The sequence below is a fragment of the Ilyomonas limi genome, assembly GCF_005233845.1.
GTDB lineage: Bacteria > Bacteroidota > Bacteroidia > Chitinophagales > Chitinophagaceae > Ilyomonas > Ilyomonas limi.
The window spans coordinates 53,785-70,787 of record NZ_SZQL01000002.1 but is presented as its reverse complement, the minus strand read 5'-3'; the positions used below and the strand labels follow the sequence as shown (position 1 = coordinate 70,787).

General features: G+C 41.9%; 16 protein-coding genes. 14 read left to right on the top strand and 2 right to left on the bottom strand.

Features of this window, described 5'->3' with window-relative positions:
- Positions 1 to 55 precede the first annotated feature (55 nt).
- The 14 genes from FC093_RS03630 (at position 56) to FC093_RS03565 (ending at position 14,614) form a co-directional block, all read left to right on the top strand.
- Positions 56 to 1,294: an NADH-quinone oxidoreductase subunit D gene (locus FC093_RS03630; RefSeq protein ID WP_137260396.1), complete on the top strand. Its 1,239-nt coding sequence runs from the start codon at positions 56 to 58 to the stop codon at positions 1,292 to 1,294.
- Positions 1,295 to 1,306: 12 nt separating this feature from the next.
- Entirely contained in the window at positions 1,307 to 1,843 is a 537-nt protein-coding gene (locus FC093_RS03625; RefSeq protein WP_240743169.1) for an NADH-quinone oxidoreductase subunit NuoE family protein, read from the top strand.
- 46 nt (positions 1,844 to 1,889) lie between these two features.
- A complete protein-coding gene (nuoF, locus tag FC093_RS03620; protein WP_137260395.1) occupies positions 1,890 to 3,239 on the top strand; it encodes an NADH-quinone oxidoreductase subunit NuoF in 1,350 nt (449 codons plus the stop codon).
- Positions 3,240 to 3,306: 67 nt separating this feature from the next.
- A complete protein-coding gene (locus tag FC093_RS03615; RefSeq protein ID WP_137260394.1) occupies positions 3,307 to 4,407 on the top strand; it encodes a 2Fe-2S iron-sulfur cluster-binding protein in 1,101 nt (366 codons plus the stop codon).
- Positions 4,408 to 4,479: 72 nt separating this feature from the next.
- Entirely contained in the window at positions 4,480 to 4,791 is a 312-nt protein-coding gene (locus FC093_RS03610; RefSeq protein ID WP_137260393.1) for a nucleotidyltransferase domain-containing protein, read from the top strand.
- On the top strand, positions 4,788 to 5,171 hold the full coding sequence (locus FC093_RS03605) for a HEPN domain-containing protein (RefSeq protein ID WP_137260392.1): 384 nt from the start codon (positions 4,788 to 4,790) through the stop codon (positions 5,169 to 5,171). The genes FC093_RS03610 and FC093_RS03605 overlap by 4 nt, the downstream gene beginning before the upstream one ends.
- A complete protein-coding gene (gene nuoH / locus FC093_RS03600) occupies positions 5,164 to 6,225 on the top strand; it encodes an NADH-quinone oxidoreductase subunit NuoH (RefSeq protein ID WP_137260391.1) in 1,062 nt (353 codons plus the stop codon). The genes FC093_RS03605 and nuoH overlap by 8 nt, the downstream gene beginning before the upstream one ends.
- Positions 6,226 to 6,481: 256 nt before the next feature.
- Positions 6,482 to 7,045 (top strand): NADH-quinone oxidoreductase subunit NuoI, encoded by a 564-nt coding sequence (nuoI, locus tag FC093_RS03595; protein WP_137260390.1) that lies wholly within the window; start codon positions 6,482 to 6,484, stop codon positions 7,043 to 7,045.
- A gap of 50 nt (positions 7,046 to 7,095) precedes the next feature.
- Positions 7,096 to 7,599, top strand: a complete 504-nt coding sequence (locus FC093_RS03590; RefSeq protein ID WP_137260389.1) for an NADH-quinone oxidoreductase subunit J family protein — start codon at positions 7,096 to 7,098, stop codon at positions 7,597 to 7,599.
- 73 nt (positions 7,600 to 7,672) lie between these two features.
- A complete protein-coding gene (gene nuoK, locus FC093_RS03585; RefSeq protein WP_137260388.1) occupies positions 7,673 to 8,017 on the top strand; it encodes an NADH-quinone oxidoreductase subunit NuoK in 345 nt (114 codons plus the stop codon).
- A 73-nt stretch (positions 8,018 to 8,090) separates the two neighbouring features.
- On the top strand, positions 8,091 to 10,007 hold the full coding sequence (nuoL, locus tag FC093_RS03580; RefSeq protein ID WP_137260387.1) for an NADH-quinone oxidoreductase subunit L: 1,917 nt from the start codon (positions 8,091 to 8,093) through the stop codon (positions 10,005 to 10,007).
- Between the two features lie 50 nt (positions 10,008 to 10,057).
- Positions 10,058 to 11,503: a complex I subunit 4 family protein gene (locus FC093_RS03575; RefSeq protein WP_137260386.1), complete on the top strand. Its 1,446-nt coding sequence runs from the start codon at positions 10,058 to 10,060 to the stop codon at positions 11,501 to 11,503.
- A 21-nt stretch (positions 11,504 to 11,524) separates the two neighbouring features.
- The gene (locus tag FC093_RS03570; RefSeq protein ID WP_137260385.1) at positions 11,525 to 12,955 is read left to right on the top strand and encodes an NADH-quinone oxidoreductase subunit N; all 1,431 of its coding nucleotides are present in this window, start codon (positions 11,525 to 11,527) and stop codon (positions 12,953 to 12,955) included.
- 303 nt (positions 12,956 to 13,258) lie between these two features.
- The gene (locus tag FC093_RS03565; protein WP_137260384.1) at positions 13,259 to 14,614 is read left to right on the top strand and encodes a pyridoxal-phosphate dependent enzyme; all 1,356 of its coding nucleotides are present in this window, start codon (positions 13,259 to 13,261) and stop codon (positions 14,612 to 14,614) included.
- 228 nt (positions 14,615 to 14,842) lie between these two features.
- Here FC093_RS03565 and FC093_RS03560 read toward each other — a convergent pair whose 3' ends face one another.
- Both FC093_RS03560 and FC093_RS03555 read right to left on the bottom strand, forming a co-directional pair.
- The gene (locus FC093_RS03560; protein ID WP_137260383.1) at positions 14,843 to 16,108 is read right to left on the bottom strand and encodes a sensor histidine kinase; all 1,266 of its coding nucleotides are present in this window, start codon (positions 16,106 to 16,108) and stop codon (positions 14,843 to 14,845) included.
- Positions 16,109 to 16,325: 217 nt separating this feature from the next.
- Positions 16,326 to 17,003 (bottom strand): response regulator transcription factor, encoded by a 678-nt coding sequence (locus FC093_RS03555; protein ID WP_137260382.1) that lies wholly within the window; start codon positions 17,001 to 17,003, stop codon positions 16,326 to 16,328.

The following is a 17,003-nucleotide window of genomic DNA, read 5'->3' as shown; positions in this document are numbered from 1 at the left end:
AACGTGCTGAATAATAACCTTTGCTCTGCAAAGGATTTTTAGAATTATAAACAACATGCAGCATTTAGAAATACAACCACAAAATATTAAGCTGCCGGAAGGCTCTATTGAAAAACAAACTACTACGCTTAACCTCGGTCCTACACACCCGGCTACGCATGGCGTTTTTCAAAACATCCTGGAGATGGATGGTGAGCGTATTGTTTCGGCAGAACAAACAGTTGGGTATATACACCGTGCTTTTGAAAAATTAGCCGAGCGCCGCCCGCTGTACCAGATAACGCCGCTTACCGACCGCCTGAACTATTGCAGCAGTCCCATCAATAATATGGGCTGGCATATGACCTGCGAAAAGTTGCTGCGCATTCAACTGCCCAAAAGGGTAGATTATATGCGCATCATTATTATGGAACTGGCGCGCATTACCGACCACCTCATTTGCAACTCCGTGGTAGGTGTGGATGCCGGTGCTTTTACAGGTTTTTTGTATGTAATGCAATACCGTGAGCTCGTGTATGAAATATATGAAGAAATATGCGGTGCACGCCTTACTACCAACATTGGCAGGATTGGCGGCTTTGAACGTAACTTCAATAATACCGTATGGACAAAGCTGGAAAAATTTTTGGATGAATATCCAAAAGCTTTGGGTGAGTTAGATGGTTTATTGCTACGCAACCGCATCTTTATGGAACGCACCATTGGCGCAGGGCCAATAAGCGCCGACCGTGCTTTGAATTATGGCTTTACCGGCCCCAACCTCCGTGCTGCGGGTGTGGATTATGATGTACGCGTGCATACGCCATACAGCAGTTACGAAGATTTCGATTTTATTATTCCAACCGGCAAAACGGGCGATTGTTACGACCGGTTTTTAGTACGCGACGAAGAAATGAAACAGTCGCTGAGTATCATCCGGCAGGCATACCAAAAAATACAGGAGTTTAAAGGTCCTGAAGCCGAAGTGTTTCATGCAGATGTTCCGGAGTATTATTTGCCCAAAAAGGAAGATGTTTATACAAAAATGGAAGCGCTGATTTGGCACTTTAAAATTATTATGGGCGAGGTAGAAATGCCGAAAGGCGAAGTGTATCATTGTGTAGAAGGCGGTAATGGTGAGCTTGGTTTTTACCTTATCAGCGATGGGGGCAGAACGCCGTATCGCCTGCATTTCCGCCGTCCTTGTTTTATTTACTATCAGGCATACAGCGAAATAACTAAAGGCTCCATGCTGAGCGATGCCGTTATTACCATGAGTTCGCTTAACCTGATTGCCGGAGAAATGGATGCATAAAATACAATTTATTTGACTATCGCATCAAACGACTTTAAACAGAAAATAGAAATGACTTTTTCACCCGATAAATTAAATAAGGTTCAGGAAATCATTGCCCGCTATCCTGAAGAACGGCAAAAGAGCGCACTGCTGCCCGTGCTGCACCTGGCGCAAGAGGAATTTGGCGGCTGGCTGAGTGTAGAAGCAATGGATTACGTAGCAAGCCTGCTGCAACTGGAACCGATTGAAGTATATGAAGTAGCTACTTTTTACAGCATGTACAACTTAAAGCCGGTAGGCAAGTATGTGTTTGAGGTGTGTCAGACCGGTCCCTGTATGTTGCGCGGCAGCGATGATATTATTGCCTATATCCAGCAAAAGCTTGGTATTAACGTGGGCGAAACAACACCCGATGGCTTATTTACGCTCAAAGTGGTTGAGTGCCTCGGCGCCTGCGGCTATGCCCCAATGATGCAGTTGGGCAAATTTTACCGTGAGCATTTAACAAAAGAAAAAATAGATGCAATTATAGAAGAGTGCATACAAAATGCGGCAATAAATAATTAAAGGATAAGCTGCAGGCGAATAGCTCACAGCTCATAGCTTATACAATATGTCAGTAAAATTATTATTAGATAAAGCAAATATAGAAGGCATCCGCTATTACGATGCCTGGCGTAAGAACGGCGGCTATGCTGCGGTAGAAAAGGCGTTGAAGATGACGCCTGAAGCCATTGTGGACGAGGTGAAAAAAAGTGGTTTGCGTGGTCGCGGCGGTGCTGGTTTTCCCACCGGTTTAAAGTGGAGTTTTATTGCAAAGCCCGAAGGCGTGCCGCGCCATTTGGTGTGCAATGCCGATGAAAGCGAGCCCGGTACTTTTAAAGACCGCTACCTTATGGAGTTTCTGCCACACCTTTTAATAGAAGGTTTAATCATCAGTTCATTTGCGTTGGGCAGCAATGTTACTTACATATATATCCGTGGCGAATATGCCTGGATACCTGATATTCTCGAGCAAGCCATTGCCGAAGCAAAAGCGGCTGGCTGGCTGGGCAGAAATATTTTAGGCACCGGCTTCGACTGCGAAATTTATGTGCAACGCGGTGCCGGCGCATACATTTGCGGAGAAGAAACTGCTTTGATAGAAAGCCTCGAAGGCAAGCGCGGCAACCCGCGTATTAAGCCACCATTTCCGGCCATTAAAGGTGTGTGGGACCGCCCAACAGTAGTAAATAATGTAGAAACATTGACGGCGGTAGTGCCCATCATCAATATGGGCGGCGAAGAATACGCAAAAATTGGCGTGGGAAAATCTACGGGTACTAAACTCATTTCTGCCTGCGGCAATATCAACAAACCTGGGGTGTATGAAATAGATATGACCATTTCGGTAGAAGAGTTTATTTACAGCGATGAATATTGCGGCGGCATTGCCAACGGCAAACGCTTAAAGGCTTGTATTCCCGGTGGTTCCTCTGTGCCTATTTTACCTGCAAACCTGTTACTCAAAACAGCAAAAGGTGAAACCCGCATGATGAACTATGAAAGCCTTAGTGATGGTGGTTTTGCTACCGGAAGTATGCTGGGTAGCGGCGGTTTTATTGTGTTTGATGAAGACCAGTGCGTAGTACGTCATACACTTACATTAGCCCGTTTTTATCGCCACGAAAGCTGTGGTCAATGTTCGCCTTGCCGGGAAGGAACCGGCTGGATGGAAAAAATTCTGAAAAACATTGAATTTGGCAAAGGCAAACTGAGTGATATCGATTTATTGTGGGATATTCAGCGCCGTATAGAAGGCAATACCATTTGCCCGCTCGGCGATGCCGCTGCCTGGCCGGTTGCTGCTGCCATTCGCCATTTTCGCGATGAGTTTGAGTGGCATGTGCTCAACCCCCAGGAAAGTCAGGTAAGAAATTACGGGCTGGCACATTATGCCGATGAGCGTAATGTGGTTGCTTAGTAATATAAAGCAGGGACTGTTTTATATGATAGTTAATAGTGTTGTTTAGGTAAAAAGAATTTGTACAATGGCAGAAGGAACTCCTTTGTTTAAAGTAACCATAGATGGCAGAACGGTAGAAGTACCGGCAGGTACTACTATTTTGCAGGCAGCCCGTAAGATTGGCGGCGAAGTAACGCCACCAGCAATGTGCTACTATAGCAAATTGCAGGGTAGCGGCGGTAAATGCCGCACCTGCCTCGTAGAAGTAAGTAAAGGTTCTGATAAAGACCCGCGCCCCATGCCCAAACTGGTGGCCAGTTGCCGTACTACCGTAATGGACGGCATGGAAGTAAAAAACGTTACCAGCGAAAAAGTGCTGGATGCACGTGCCGGTGTGGTGGAATTTTTATTGATTAATCACCCGTTGGACTGCCCCGTTTGCGACCAGGCAGGTGAATGCCACTTGCAGGATTTAAGTTATGAGCATGGTAAGGCAGACACCCGATATGAGTTTCAGCGTCGCGTATTCGAAAAGCATAGCCTTGGGCCTTATATACAACTGCACATGACGCGTTGTATTCTTTGCTATCGGTGTGTATATACAGCCGACCAACTTACCAACAAGCGCCAGCACGGTATACTAGACCGTGGCGACCATGCTGAAATTGCGACCTATATTGAGAAAAGTCTGGAGAATGATTTCATTGGTAATGTGATAGACGTTTGCCCGGTGGGGGCTTTAACCGATAGAACTTTCCGCTTTAAAAACCGCGTATGGTTTTTAAAACCGATGAACGCACACCGCGAATGCCCAAATTGTTGTGGCAAAGTAACGCTTTGGAACCGTGGCGATGAAGTATTTCGTGTAACAGCGCGGAAGGATGAATGGGGTGAGATAGAAGACCTGCCCGATGGTAAAACAGCATGGATATGTAATGAGTGCCGATTTGAAAAAAAGAAAACCAGCGACTGGGTAATAGAAGGTCCGCGCGAGATAAACCGTCATTCCGTTATATCGCAAGGGCATTATGTAAATGCCGTGGTACCAAACGAAACATTTCCCGAAGTAATGGGACGTGAACCCCGTATCAAATTGCAGATTCACGATGTAAGTGAAGTGAACGAACCTGACAGGAATATAAGCCTCATAGAAGGCCCGGCACATTCGGATGATTTTAAAGATTGAGTAGAATACGAATTGATAGTACAATTTTTTGTACACGAATTATCGAAAATTCGAATTGCACGAATAAAGGAAATGAACACACAGGAAAACATATTACAGGAGATTAAGCAAGCTGTGCTGTCTGTGGATGCTACTGCCGATGTATTACTGTTTGGGTCGCGTGCACGTGGCGATTTTGATGAAGAAAGTGATTGGGATGTGTTGATATTGACGAATGAGGAAGTAAGTGATGCAGTTCGGCTGAAATACATAGAAGTTTTAATTCCGTTACAAATAAGATATATAACAGCAATCAATGCCATTATTAAAAATAAAATCAAGTGGAGAGCGCAGGTTAATTCTGATTTATTCATAAATATTCATCAAGACGGTGTTGTATTATGAATAAAGAGAAAATTGATCAAAGACTCAAAAAATGCAGACAGGCTTTAGGTGATGCGTATTACCTTTTACAGGATGAAAGATATTTAGCAGCCGTAAACAGAATGTATTATGCAGCATTTTATGCAATTACTGCTTTCTTCGCTTCAAAAAACTGGGTTGTAAAAACGCATAGTGGTGTAAAATCAAAGGTGTATATTGAACTAACTTCACAAAATCTGATAACAATAGAAGAGTCTAAAACATTTGATTTATTATCTTCAAAAAGGCATGAATTTGATTATGATGATGAAGTTGATTATAATGTGAAAGATATCCTACATCTTTATGAAAAAACTAAAGAATTCATTATTAAAATAGAATCTCTAATTATAAATGATTAATTTATCTGCTGTATTACTCGCTTTCGACTGGGGGTTTTTATTGCAAAAGCTCATACTCATTATTATCATTGTTTCTGTATCGCTGGTGGTAGCTATGTACGAGACATATCTCGAACGTAAAGTAGCTGCATGGATGCAGGACCGTATTGGTCCCAACCGTGCTGGTCCGTTTGGTATTTTACAACCGATCGCCGATGGCGGCAAGCTGTTTTTTAAAGAAGAAATTATTCCTAATACATCCAACAAAACATTATTTGTTTTAGGTCCCGGACTTGCTATGCTTGCTGCCCTGATGACCTGTGCAGTAATTCCCTGGAGCAGCCACTTACAGTTTGGCGATACTACTGTACAACTGCAAATTGCCGATGTGAACATTGGCATTTTATACATTTTCGGTGTAGTAAGCCTTGGTGTGTATGGCATTATGATTGGCGGCTGGGCAAGCAACAATAAGTTTTCTTTAATGGCAGCTTTACGTGGCGCTTCGCAAGCCATTAGTTATGAGCTGGCAATGGGCATTTCGCTTATTGCATTGCTTTTTATTACCGGCTCACTCAGTATGAGAACTATTGTAGAGGAGCAAATGAAAAATGGCATCTGGAATGTGGTGTATCAGCCATTGGGATTTCTTATCTTTTTAGTGTGCGCTTTTGCTGAGTGCAACCGTACTCCTTTTGATTTGCCTGAAGCTGAAAGCGAACTCAACATGGGATATCATCAGGAATATTCTTCCATGAAACTTGGCTTTTATCTTTTTGCCGAATATATCAATATGTTCATCAGCAGTGCGGTGATGGCTACGTTGTTTTTTGGTGGTTATGATGTGCCTTTTTTGGATGAAAGTACGCTGGCACCCAATGTTGCGGCAATTATTGGATTGATAGCATTCATGATAAAAATCGGCTTTTTCATCTTCCTGTTTATGTGGGTACGCTGGACTATTCCGCGTTTTCGCTACGACCAGTTGATGAATTTGGGCTGGAAAAAATTATTGCCTTTAGCATTGGTAAATATGCTCGTAACAGCCGCTGTTATGTTGTGGCTGCACAAATAAGTTTAGCATATTAGATAATGGCACACTGATAACACGGATGGAAAAGGATATAGTAAGTAGATGAACATGTTTAATCCTCGCCTGGAGGGCTTCAGTCGGGCAGGAGTCATATATTAGTGATATCATTATTCAAAAATAATCTGTGCTTCAATCTGTATCACCTGTGTTCCACTAACGTGTACTATAAAAAACTTGGAAGCATACTTACATACAAATACTTTTGTAACCGATTAAGGGAAAGGGATAGGAAAAAGAAATGCAATCATTAACAAATAGAAATAAACCGGTTGACCGGGCACCCATGAATTTTTGGGAGCGTCTTTATCTTCCTGAAATTTTTAAGGGAATGATAATAACGTTGCGGCACCTTTTTAAGAGAAAGGCAACCATACAATATCCCGAACAAAAAAGAGAGTTTAGCCGTGTGTGGCGTGGGCTGCACGTATTGAACCGGGATGAAGAGGGGCGTGAACGCTGCACGGCGTGCGGGTTATGTGCGCTGGCTTGCCCTGCCGAAGCAATAACGATGGAAGCAGCAGAAAGGGAACTGGGCGAAGAAAACCTGTACCGCGAGGAGAAATATGCTGCTAAATACGAAATAAATATGCTGCGCTGCATATTTTGCGGCTTGTGCGAAGAAGCTTGTCCAAAGGATGCCGTTTACCTGAGCGAAACAGTAGCACCTGCCGATTACGCACGTAAAAAGTTTATATACACTAAAGAAGATTTGCTGATACCCAATCCCGTGACCGAACCGGAAGCATATGCAAAAGCAAAGGGATTAGAACCGAATGAAAATAGATTAACTGGAAAACGATAATCATTTTCAATATTTCATCCCGACAAGTCGGGGCAAACAGACCAACTTAGATGAGCATTACTGAAATACTTTTCTGGTTTTTAAGCGTACTGACACTTGTAAGTGCCATTATGGTGCTGATAAGTAAAAATCCGGTGCATAGTGTATTGTGGCTGATTGCAACTTTCTTTGCTATTTCGGGGCACTATATTTTGCTGAATGCCCAATTCCTTGCTATTGTAAACCTGATTGTATATGCAGGCGCCATCATGGTGTTGTTTTTGTTTGTTATTATGCTCATGAATCTGGATGTAGCCATTGAACCAAAACGCAGCATGTGGATGAAGTTTGCCGGCGTAATATCCGGTGGTTTGTTGCTTGCTGTGCTGCTTTCTGTGGTGCGTACTTCTGTAGATTTAACCAACAAAACAGCACAGTTAAATACCGGGGATATAGGATTGATTAAAAACTTAGGGCATACTTTGTTTACCCAATATGCTGTGCCATTTGAGGTAAGCAGCATATTGTTTTTAAGCGCTATGGTGGGCGCAGTAGTTATAGGAAAAAAGAATTAAACGCCCCGCCCCTAAAGGGTGAAAGGCAGAAAACATTTTTAACTTTTAAAGTTCCTTTGGGAATTTAAAGCTTATGCCAATTCAATACTATATCGCCTTATCGGCAACATTGTTTTGCATCGGGATTGTTGGTGTGCTTACGCGGCGCAATGCTATCGTCATTTTCATGTGTATCGAGCTAATGCTGAATGCCGTGAATTTGCTGCTGGTGGCGTTTTCTAAAATGCAGCCTGTTGCAGCCGCAACGAATACTGCCGCACGCAATGCAGCCAATGTGGGTATTGATGGGCAAATATTTGTATTCTTTATTATGGTAGTAGCAGCGGCAGAAGTGAGTGTAGGATTGGCTATTATTGTAATGATGTATAGAAACACCCATTCGGTGGATGTGAATTTTTTGAATCGCCTGAAAAATTAAGGAGGCGCAGCCCCGGCCCTAACAGGAGAAATACCGGCGGCACTTCTAACTATAAAAACTCCCGCGGGGGCTTATGAATTTAGTTTACTTAGTACCATTATTTCCGCTGCTTGGTTTTCTCATCAATGGATTGCTGAGAAAATCATTGTCCAAATCATTAATTGGCATCATTGGCAGTGGTGCTATACTCGCTTCTTTTATTGTAAGTATTCTTTTGTTTTTGCAGGTAAAAGAGCAAGGTGCTTTGCCGGTTGAACCCTTATTTACCTTTATTAATACAGGTACTTTTAATATCGGTTTTGCTTTTCAGGTTGACCAGCTTTCTACTATATTTTTATTAATCATTACCGGTGTTGGTTTCCTCATTCATGTATATTCTACTGCTTATATGCACGATGAAGAAACGAAGCATTTTGGCAGATACTTCGCTTATCTCAACCTTTTTGTTTTCTCCATGTTATTGCTTGTGTTGGGCGCCAACTATCTCATCATGTTTCTCGGCTGGGAAGGTGTGGGATTATGTTCGTATTTATTGATAGGTTTTTGGTTTAAAGTGGATAACTACAATGTGGCTGCAAGAAAAGCTTTTGTAATGAACCGCATTGGCGATGTTGGCTTCTTGCTCGCTATGTTCTGGTTGCTACAAAAATTAGGCACCCTCAATTATGCAGATGTTTTTGCTAATTATAAGAACTTAAGCGGAACTGATATAACCGGCATTACTTTATTATTATTTCTGGGCGCAGCCGGTAAAAGCGCACAAATACCTTTATATACGTGGCTGCCCGATGCAATGGCCGGCCCTACGCCGGTATCTGCACTCATCCATGCCGCAACAATGGTTACTGCCGGTATTTATATGATAGCCCGCAGCAATATTTTATATACACTGGCTCCGCTTACCGAAAATGTAGTAGCCATCATCGGTTTGGCTACAGCTATATTGGGCGCAACGATTGCATTGAAGCAAAATGATATTAAAAAAGTGCTGGCTTACTCTACTGTTAGTCAGCTTGGTTATATGTTTTTAGGATTGGGTGTTGGGGCTTATACCGGCGCAGTTTTCCATGTAATGACACACGCTTTTTTCAAAGCCTGTTTATTCCTCGGCGCAGGCTCTGTTATTCATGCAATGAGCGGCGAGCAGGACATGCGCTATATGGGCGGGCTGAAAAAGTGGATGCCTATTACTAATATTACGTTCCTGCTTTCTTGCTTAGCCATTGCAGGCGTTCCGCCTCTCTCCGGTTTCTTTAGTAAGGATGAAATTTTAGCTGCGGCAGACTTACACAATCCCGTTTTGTATTGGGTTGGTGTTGCGGGTGCATTAATGACCGCATTTTATATGTTCCGTTTGTATGCCGCTACTTTCCTGGGCAAGTTTAGAGGTACGCACGAGCACCATCTGCACGAAAGTCCTGCTGCTATGACCATCCCATTGATTGTGTTGGCAATCCTTGCAGTTGTTGGCGGCTTTATTGGTATTCCCGAAGTATTTGCAAAAGATGCGCACTGGCTCGAGCACTTCTTGGCGCCTGTATTTGCACAATCAAAAGCGCTGCAGCCAGAGCATTTGGGCGATGCTACACACGAGCTAATGTTAATGGGCATTGTAACCGTGTTAAGTATTGTAATGATCGTATGGGCATGGCGTAAATACAGCAAGTATCAGCCCGCCGCAGAAGAGGAAACCGGGCTGGGCAAAGTGCTGGAAAATAAATGGTATGTGGATGAAGCTTATAACGCCGCAGTTGTAAAGCCGGTAAATAGCTTTGGCGGCTTCCTTAAAAATGTAGTTGAAAAGTCTGGCATAGATGGCATAGTGAATGGTGCAGGCCGGTTTGTGCAGTATTCTGCACGGCAATTACGCTTGCTGCAGAGCGGGCAGGTAGGCAGTTACCTTCTGTTCATGGTGCTCAGTATTGTGGTGTTGTTCCTGATATTCTGGAATCAGGGAATCATCATTGCTTTTATTCAAAAAATATTTTAAGATCTCATCCAAACCTTTCTTCACTGGAGAAGGGTAAGAAGTAAATAGATATGATTGCACTTTTTTTGATACTGATACCATTATTTGCCGGACTTGTAGCTGTATTTGTAAACAGCGGAAAAGGGGCTAAAGGATGGTCACTCATTGCTTCGTTTGCAACACTGGCATTAGCTATTCTATCTGTTTATTCAACCAACCACAACCAACTGTTTTTTAATGGTGCGTGGCTTCCGCAAATGGGCAGCAATTTTAGCCTGTCGCTGGATGGAATGAGCAAAATGCTGGCATTGCTCAATGCCATAGCATTGCCTATTATTATCATCTCTACTTACAGGAATGATTATAAAAATCCAGGCCGCTTTTACAGCCTCATGCTGCTGATGCAGGCTGGCATGATGGGTGTGTTTTTGGCATCGGATAGCCTGTTATTTTATTTCTTTTGGGAACTGGCATTGGTACCGGCCTACTTTCTTTGCTCTATGTGGGGCGGCGAGCGGCGCATACCTGTAACCTTTAAATTTTTCGTTTATACGTTCTTAGGCTCGTTGCTGATGCTCATTGGTATTTTGTATTTATATTTTAAAACGCCGGGCGCACACTCTTTTGCACTGCAGGCATTTTACGACTTGAAGCTCACACAAGCAGAGCAAAACTTTGGCTTTTGGATGTTTTTTATTGCATTTGCCATTAAAATGCCCATTTTCCCTTTTCATACCTGGCAGCCCGATACATACGAGCAGTCAACCACTGCCGTTACTATGATGTTGAGTGCTATAATGGTAAAGATGGGTATTTACGCAGTAATTCGCTGGTGTGTACCTGTATTTCCGTTGGCTGTTGCAAAATTTGATGGACTTGTTGTGGTACTCAGTGTTATAGGAATTATATATGCTTCACTCATCGCTATCAGGCAAGATGATATGAAGCGTTTGATCGCTTATTCTTCCATAGCCCATATTGGACTAATGAGTGCCGCCATCTTTGCCGGTAAAGAAGCCGGGCTGCAAGGGGTAATGATCCAGATGTTCAACCACGGCATTGTAGTATTGGGTTTGTGGATAGTTGCCGATGCAATAGAACAACAATTTGGTACGCGCAAGTTCAGCCAGTTGGGCGGTTTGGCACAAAAGGCGCCGGACTTAGCAATTTTATTTGTAGTAATGGCTTTTGCTAATATATCGTTACCGCTAACCAATTCGTTTGTTGGTGAATTTTTGATGTTAAATGGATTATTTCAGTACAATTGGATTGCTGCGGCCGTTGCAATCGTTAGTATTATACTCGCTGCAGCTTATACATTGAGTATGGTGCAAAAAATATTTTACGGACAAACATCCGAATTGACTATGCAGGCAAGAGATAGCGCTGCCAGCGTGAATGTAGCATTGGCAGTATTGGTGGTGCTGATATTGTTCTTTGGGGTATATCCGCAACCGATGATTGAGTTAACGAGTGATACGGTAAAGACCTTATTGGCGCAGGTAAAAACATTTTAAATTTTATTGTAGGTAAGCAATATGAATGCAATCATACTTTCGGTTATTATAGGTGTCGTTATGATGTTCTGCTCTGTTTTTGTGCCTAATAAAAACAGCTATCGTCATATTGCAAGTATTGGCTTAGTCTTACTGCTCGCTGGCAATATTGCCGAAATGCACGGCTTTTCGCTTTTTCATATCAATACCAAAGGCATGCTCAGCTACGACAACTTTGGTCTTTTTTTCAACACTATTGCCATTGCCTCTACCTTAATATATGTGCTGCTTTCCGGCCGTGATATACAAAAGATTGGCACCTATGTAGCGGAATACTTTGTATTGATTTTTTTTGTGCTGTGCGGCATTGCTATTTTATCTTCCTACAACAACTTATTAATGCTGTTTTTAGGTATAGAAATACTGTCTATTCCGCTATATATTTTAACCGGTAGCGATAAGCGCAATATGATGAGCAATGAAGCCGCGCTGAAGTATTTGTTAATGGGTTCTTTTTCTACCGGTTTAATGCTTATGGGCATTGCACTCATTTATGGTGCTACCGGCTCTTTTAATATCGAAGTAATACATGCCGCCAGCCCGCAACAAGGCGCTAATGGTATGTCTGAGTTATCGGTTTCTTTTTTAGAAATCATGGGTATGCTATTGCTGATGGTCTCTATTGGTTTCAAAGTATCGGCAGCACCTTTTCATTTCTGGACGCCCGATGTGTACGATGGCGCGCCGGCAGTAATTACTTCTTTTATGGCAACCATTGTAAAAGTGGCTGGCTTTATTGCTTTTATCAAACTGTTCGATGCCCGCATGTTGGGCACCAGCGTAGAGACCAACAAACTTATTGGCGTTGACTGGAAATTGCTTTTTGCTATCATCATCATTTGTACTTTGCTTGTTGGTAATGTAACTGCCGTTTTTCAGCAGAGTGTAAAACGTATGCTGGCTTACTCCAGTATTGCGCAGGCTGGCTTTATGCTGTTTGCTTTGTTTAGTATGAATGATGTTGCCAAAGAAGGTATATTGGTGTATTCCGTTGCCTACAGCCTTGCAACCATTGGTATTTTTGCCATATTGGTAAAGATGAAAGACTTTACTTTTGAAGGCTATAATGGACTGGGTAAAACGCAGCCGGTACTTGCTTTTACCAATACCATTTTCCTGTTGTCACTTGCAGGTATTCCGCTCACAGCGGGCTTTTTTGCCAAGTTTTTCATGCTGGAATCTGCTATTAAAACCGGTACTTACCTGTGGCTGGTGATTGCAGCCGTGGTATTCGCAGCCATTAGCGTGTATTATTATTTCAGAGTAATACAAGCTATGTATTTCAAAGCCGGCGATGCGGCAGTAGTAGAAGCACCAACTATGTCTTTCAAAATTGGATTACTGCTGTTGGCTGCTATTATTATTTACTTTGGCATTTTTCCGCAGGCTTTATTAAGCTGGTTTTATTTCTAATTTGCTTACTACTCACGTTTGGTATATGGCCGTTGCATTGCAACGGCTTTTTATTTTTAACTTGGTATAACGCCACAAAAACTCTAAAACACAAAGAGTACAAAATATTAAGATATTATTGCATGAGTAACAAAGAAATAAGCGCCCAAATTTTGGATGTGGAAATGCCTGCCAAAAAGAAAGGAATATAGTTGCTGGTACACGAAAGTAAAAATGTATAAAAATCTTTGTCTTTGCGTTTTCGTAACTAAATCGGAATATGCCGGCGCTACCATTCAATTATCTTTGTAAAAAACCTTGTTTATGTGGCTCAACAATATTCTGGAAACCATTGGCAATACACCACTGGTAAAGCTGAATAAAATAACGGAAGACCTGCCTTGTACAGTGTTGGCTAAAGTGGAATATTTTAATCCTGGCAATTCCATCAAAGACAGAATGGCTGTAAAGATGATTGAGGTAGCGGAGCAGGAAGGAAAGCTAAAACCCGGCGGTACCATCATAGAAGGTACGAGTGGTAACACCGGAATGGGCTTGGCGCTGGCAGCCATTATCAAAGGCTACAAATGTATTTTTACTACTACCGATAAGCAAAGCAAGGAAAAGGTAGATATATTGAAGGCGGTAGGTGCTGAAGTAGTTGTTTGTCCTACCAATGTAGAGCCCGAAGACCCGAGAAGTTATTATTCTGTCTCCAAAAGATTAGCCACCGAAGTTCCCAATTCTTTTTATATAAATCAATACGATAATCTGGCTAACCGGCTGGCGCACTACGAGCAAACCGGTCCTGAAATCTGGGAGCAAACCGAAGGTAAAGTAACGCATCTCGTTGTAGCTACCGGCACTGGCGGAACAATAAGCGGCGCAGGAAAATATTTGAAAGAAAAAAATCCAAATATTAAAGTGTGGGCAGTGGATAGCTACGGCTCTTTGCTAACCAAATACTTTGAAACCGGTGAGATTGATATGAAAGAAGTGCACCCATACATTACCGAAGGAATAGGGGAAGACTTTGTGCCTCAGAACTACGATATGAGCGTGATTGATAAGTTTACAAAGGTAACTGACAAGGATGGTGCGGTAATGGCAAGGCGCATAGCTAAGGAAGAAGGTATATTTGTTGGATACAGCGCCGGCAGTGCATTGCAGGGCTTATTTCAACTGAAAGACAGCTTGAAAAAGGATGATGTGGTCGTAATTATTTTCCATGACCACGGCAGCCGCTATGTAGCAAAAGTGTACAACGACCAATGGATGATGGAGCGGGGCTTTTTGGATGTAAAAACATTTAAAGACATTATTAATGGGCGCGGTACAAAAAGATTAATAACTGTGCAGCCAACCAATACGGTTGCCGAAACCGTAGAACTGATGCAGCAATATGATATAGAACATATCCCGGTTATGAATGGCAATGGACCAATTGGTTCGGTGAGTGAAAATGGCTTGTTTCAAAAAGTGTTTAATAATCCGGATATTAAAAGCGAAGCAGTTGAAAATGTAATGGAAAAGCCATACCCGCTGGTAGCTTTTGAAACGCCGGTAGAAAGATTAAGCAGCCTTATTACTAAAGAAAACGGAGCAGTGTTGGCAAAAGACGAAAAAGGCGATTACCACATTGTAACGAAATATGATGTGCTGCAAAGCCTGGCGAAATAGCGTATTATTAATACAGTTTTACATTCAGCCTGTCATTCCTCAATTGCTGCCAGCAGGAAGACAGCTTCAAAATCACCGCAACGGCGGCTTTGTGCGGAATTTGTGGACTGTAGACTGTAGTAAATTCAAATTGGATGCTACAGTTAAGTGCACATTTTAGCGGCATTTGTGCAATGATGGGCTGATTGCGCTGAGACTACTTTTATTAAAGTGTATTCAGGGGATGTTTTATAAAACATTCAGTATGGTAAAACGATGTACCCCATTAGTTGCATCATAAGTAATATGCAGATTATTCGTATCCACAATTTTCTTTACAATGGCTAACCCAAAACCATTGGACGGTTCTTCGCTGTTGTTGGCACTGTTAAAACGGGTAAATAATTTTTCTTTTGGAATAGATGGTTGCATACTGGTGTTGCTGATAGAAAAGCTATTTGTATTGGTTTTAATTTCAATTGTTCCACCTTTATAATTGTATTTAATAGCATTACCCAAAAGATTGGAGATGAGTGAGTCTGCCAGCAATGAATGCAAAGCTGTTTTAAAATCTTCTTCAAAGTTTGTCTTTATTATTATTTGTTTATCCTTAATAAAAGCATCAAAAAGTGATAAATATTTCTCACTTACTGCTTTAAAAGATACGGCTTCGCCCGTTTCGTATTGATTATTTTCAATTTTTGCCAGTAGCAGCAAGCTTTGGTTTAATTTACTTAACCGGTTTAAGGCATCCGTAGCCTGCAAAATAGCTTGCACCTGCTCTTCTTTTAAGTTGGCATCCTGCAGCAACAATTCCAATTTGCTTTGTGCACCTGCAATAGGCGTTTGCATTTCATGTGCTGCATTCTCTGTAAATTCTTTCATATTTACAAAATCCCTGTATATTCTGCCGGTCATATAGTTTAGCGCTGTATTTAACTCGTTAAACTCCTGTGTGCTGGTTTCTTCAAAGTAGATGGCTTGCATTTTTTGCAGTTCGGCGCCTCTTATTTTATGTAGCGAGCGCCGGAATGGCGCCCATAATTGCTTGCTGATTGCCCAATTGAAAATTAGAGTAGCAATAAACAGTCCTGCAAAAACGAAAAACATAATGCGGGTAACATCGGTCACCAAAGCTGCTTTTTGCTCCTGCGATTGCCGTATCGTAATGAGGTAAGGAATATTGCCAATAGCTATTACCTGCGACAACTGCCGGAACGGAATTTTTTCGCCTTGTGCATTATAGCCATATATGTTGGTAAGTGTGGCATAGGGAGTAGCGGCAGCATCGGTAGGGAAAATGGTGATATCGGGCGATTTTAAAATAAAGCTCGTTCCGTTTGCTGTTTCAGATTCCAGGTATTTTATCCATTCATATTCTTCGCTTATCAACTCTTTATCGCTGCGGCTGTTTATTTCTTTGCTAAATTTATTAAACAAATAAAAGCCGGCTACCGCCAATAAAGGAACCATAGCGGCTAAAAAATATAAAGTGGTTTTTGTAAGAAGCTTCATAAACGATGGAACTTAATGAAGTGAAAATGATGAAATACGCCCTTAAACCCACAGGACATAAAGCAGCACATTTTCTTTAAAGGATAGTTTATACATTAAGATTCTAAATACTTATTATACAAGCCTGTAAGCCTTTGTTCTTTCTGCCAAACGTTATCTGTTAGCTATTATCCTGATATCCAGACTATTATATTGATTTCAGATTAATGGCCAAACATCATGTATCTGTAAAACGATAGCCCGCACCATACGCCGTTTTTATATAATCGCCGCTGCCGGCATCTATCAGTTTTTTTCTTACATTTTTGATGTGGGTATAAATGAAGTCGTAATTACTTACGTGTATGTATTCATCGCCCCACACATGCTCGGCAATAGCTGCTTTGGTAAGCAGGCGGCGCTGGTTGGCAATAAAATATTCCAGCAACTGATATTCTTTATCGGTAAGCTCAACCGGCTTGTCGTTTACCATTACCCTTCGCGCTTCCGGTTCCAGTTTTATTTCATTAAATTTTATTGCTTTGCTGCCGCTAAATGTTCGCCGCCGGATAATAGCATTAATACGTGCCGTAAGTTCGGATAAATAGAAAGGTTTGGAAAGATAATCATCGGCGCCCAGGTCTAACCCATTCAGTTTGTCTTCCAACGAATTTTTGGCTGAAACAATAATAATTCCGGCTTTCGATTCCATGTACTTCAGTTCTTTTACAATATCCAAACCGCTGCCATAAGGCAAGCCAATATCCACTACAATACAGTCATATACAAACTCAGCCACTTTTTCTTTTCCTGTTTTAAAATCACTTACTGCCTCGCATACAAAACCCTGGTGTTCTAAGTATTGCACCATAGATTCCCGCAAGGTTGTATCATCTTCTATAATTAGGATTTTCAT

Bases quoted from the DNA above. Each gene is read 5' to 3' on its own strand.
- FC093_RS03630 (WP_137260396.1), top strand. From the start codon at position 56: ATGCAGCATTTAGAAATACAACCACAAAATATTAAGCTGCCGGAAGGC.
- nuoF (WP_137260395.1), top strand. From the start codon at position 1,890: ATGTCAGTAAAATTATTATTAGATAAAGCAAATATAGAAGGCATCCGC.
- FC093_RS03615 (WP_137260394.1), top strand. From the start codon at position 3,307: ATGGCAGAAGGAACTCCTTTGTTTAAAGTAACCATAGATGGCAGAACG.
- FC093_RS03610 (WP_137260393.1), top strand. From the start codon at position 4,480: ATGAACACACAGGAAAACATATTACAGGAGATTAAGCAAGCTGTGCTG.
- FC093_RS03605 (WP_137260392.1), top strand. From the start codon at position 4,788: ATGAATAAAGAGAAAATTGATCAAAGACTCAAAAAATGCAGACAGGCT.
- nuoH (WP_137260391.1), top strand. From the start codon at position 5,164: ATGATTAATTTATCTGCTGTATTACTCGCTTTCGACTGGGGGTTTTTA.
- nuoI (WP_137260390.1), top strand. From the start codon at position 6,482: ATGCAATCATTAACAAATAGAAATAAACCGGTTGACCGGGCACCCATG.
- FC093_RS03590 (WP_137260389.1), top strand. From the start codon at position 7,096: ATGAGCATTACTGAAATACTTTTCTGGTTTTTAAGCGTACTGACACTT.
- nuoK (WP_137260388.1), top strand. From the start codon at position 7,673: ATGCCAATTCAATACTATATCGCCTTATCGGCAACATTGTTTTGCATC.
- nuoL (WP_137260387.1), top strand. From the start codon at position 8,091: ATGAATTTAGTTTACTTAGTACCATTATTTCCGCTGCTTGGTTTTCTC.
- FC093_RS03575 (WP_137260386.1), top strand. From the start codon at position 10,058: ATGATTGCACTTTTTTTGATACTGATACCATTATTTGCCGGACTTGTA.
- FC093_RS03570 (WP_137260385.1), top strand. From the start codon at position 11,525: ATGAATGCAATCATACTTTCGGTTATTATAGGTGTCGTTATGATGTTC.
- FC093_RS03565 (WP_137260384.1), top strand. From the start codon at position 13,259: ATGTGGCTCAACAATATTCTGGAAACCATTGGCAATACACCACTGGTA.
- FC093_RS03560 (WP_137260383.1), bottom strand. From the start codon at position 16,108: ATGAAGCTTCTTACAAAAACCACTTTATATTTTTTAGCCGCTATGGTT.
- FC093_RS03555 (WP_137260382.1), bottom strand. From the start codon at position 17,003: ATGAAAATCCTAATTATAGAAGATGATACAACCTTGCGGGAATCTATG.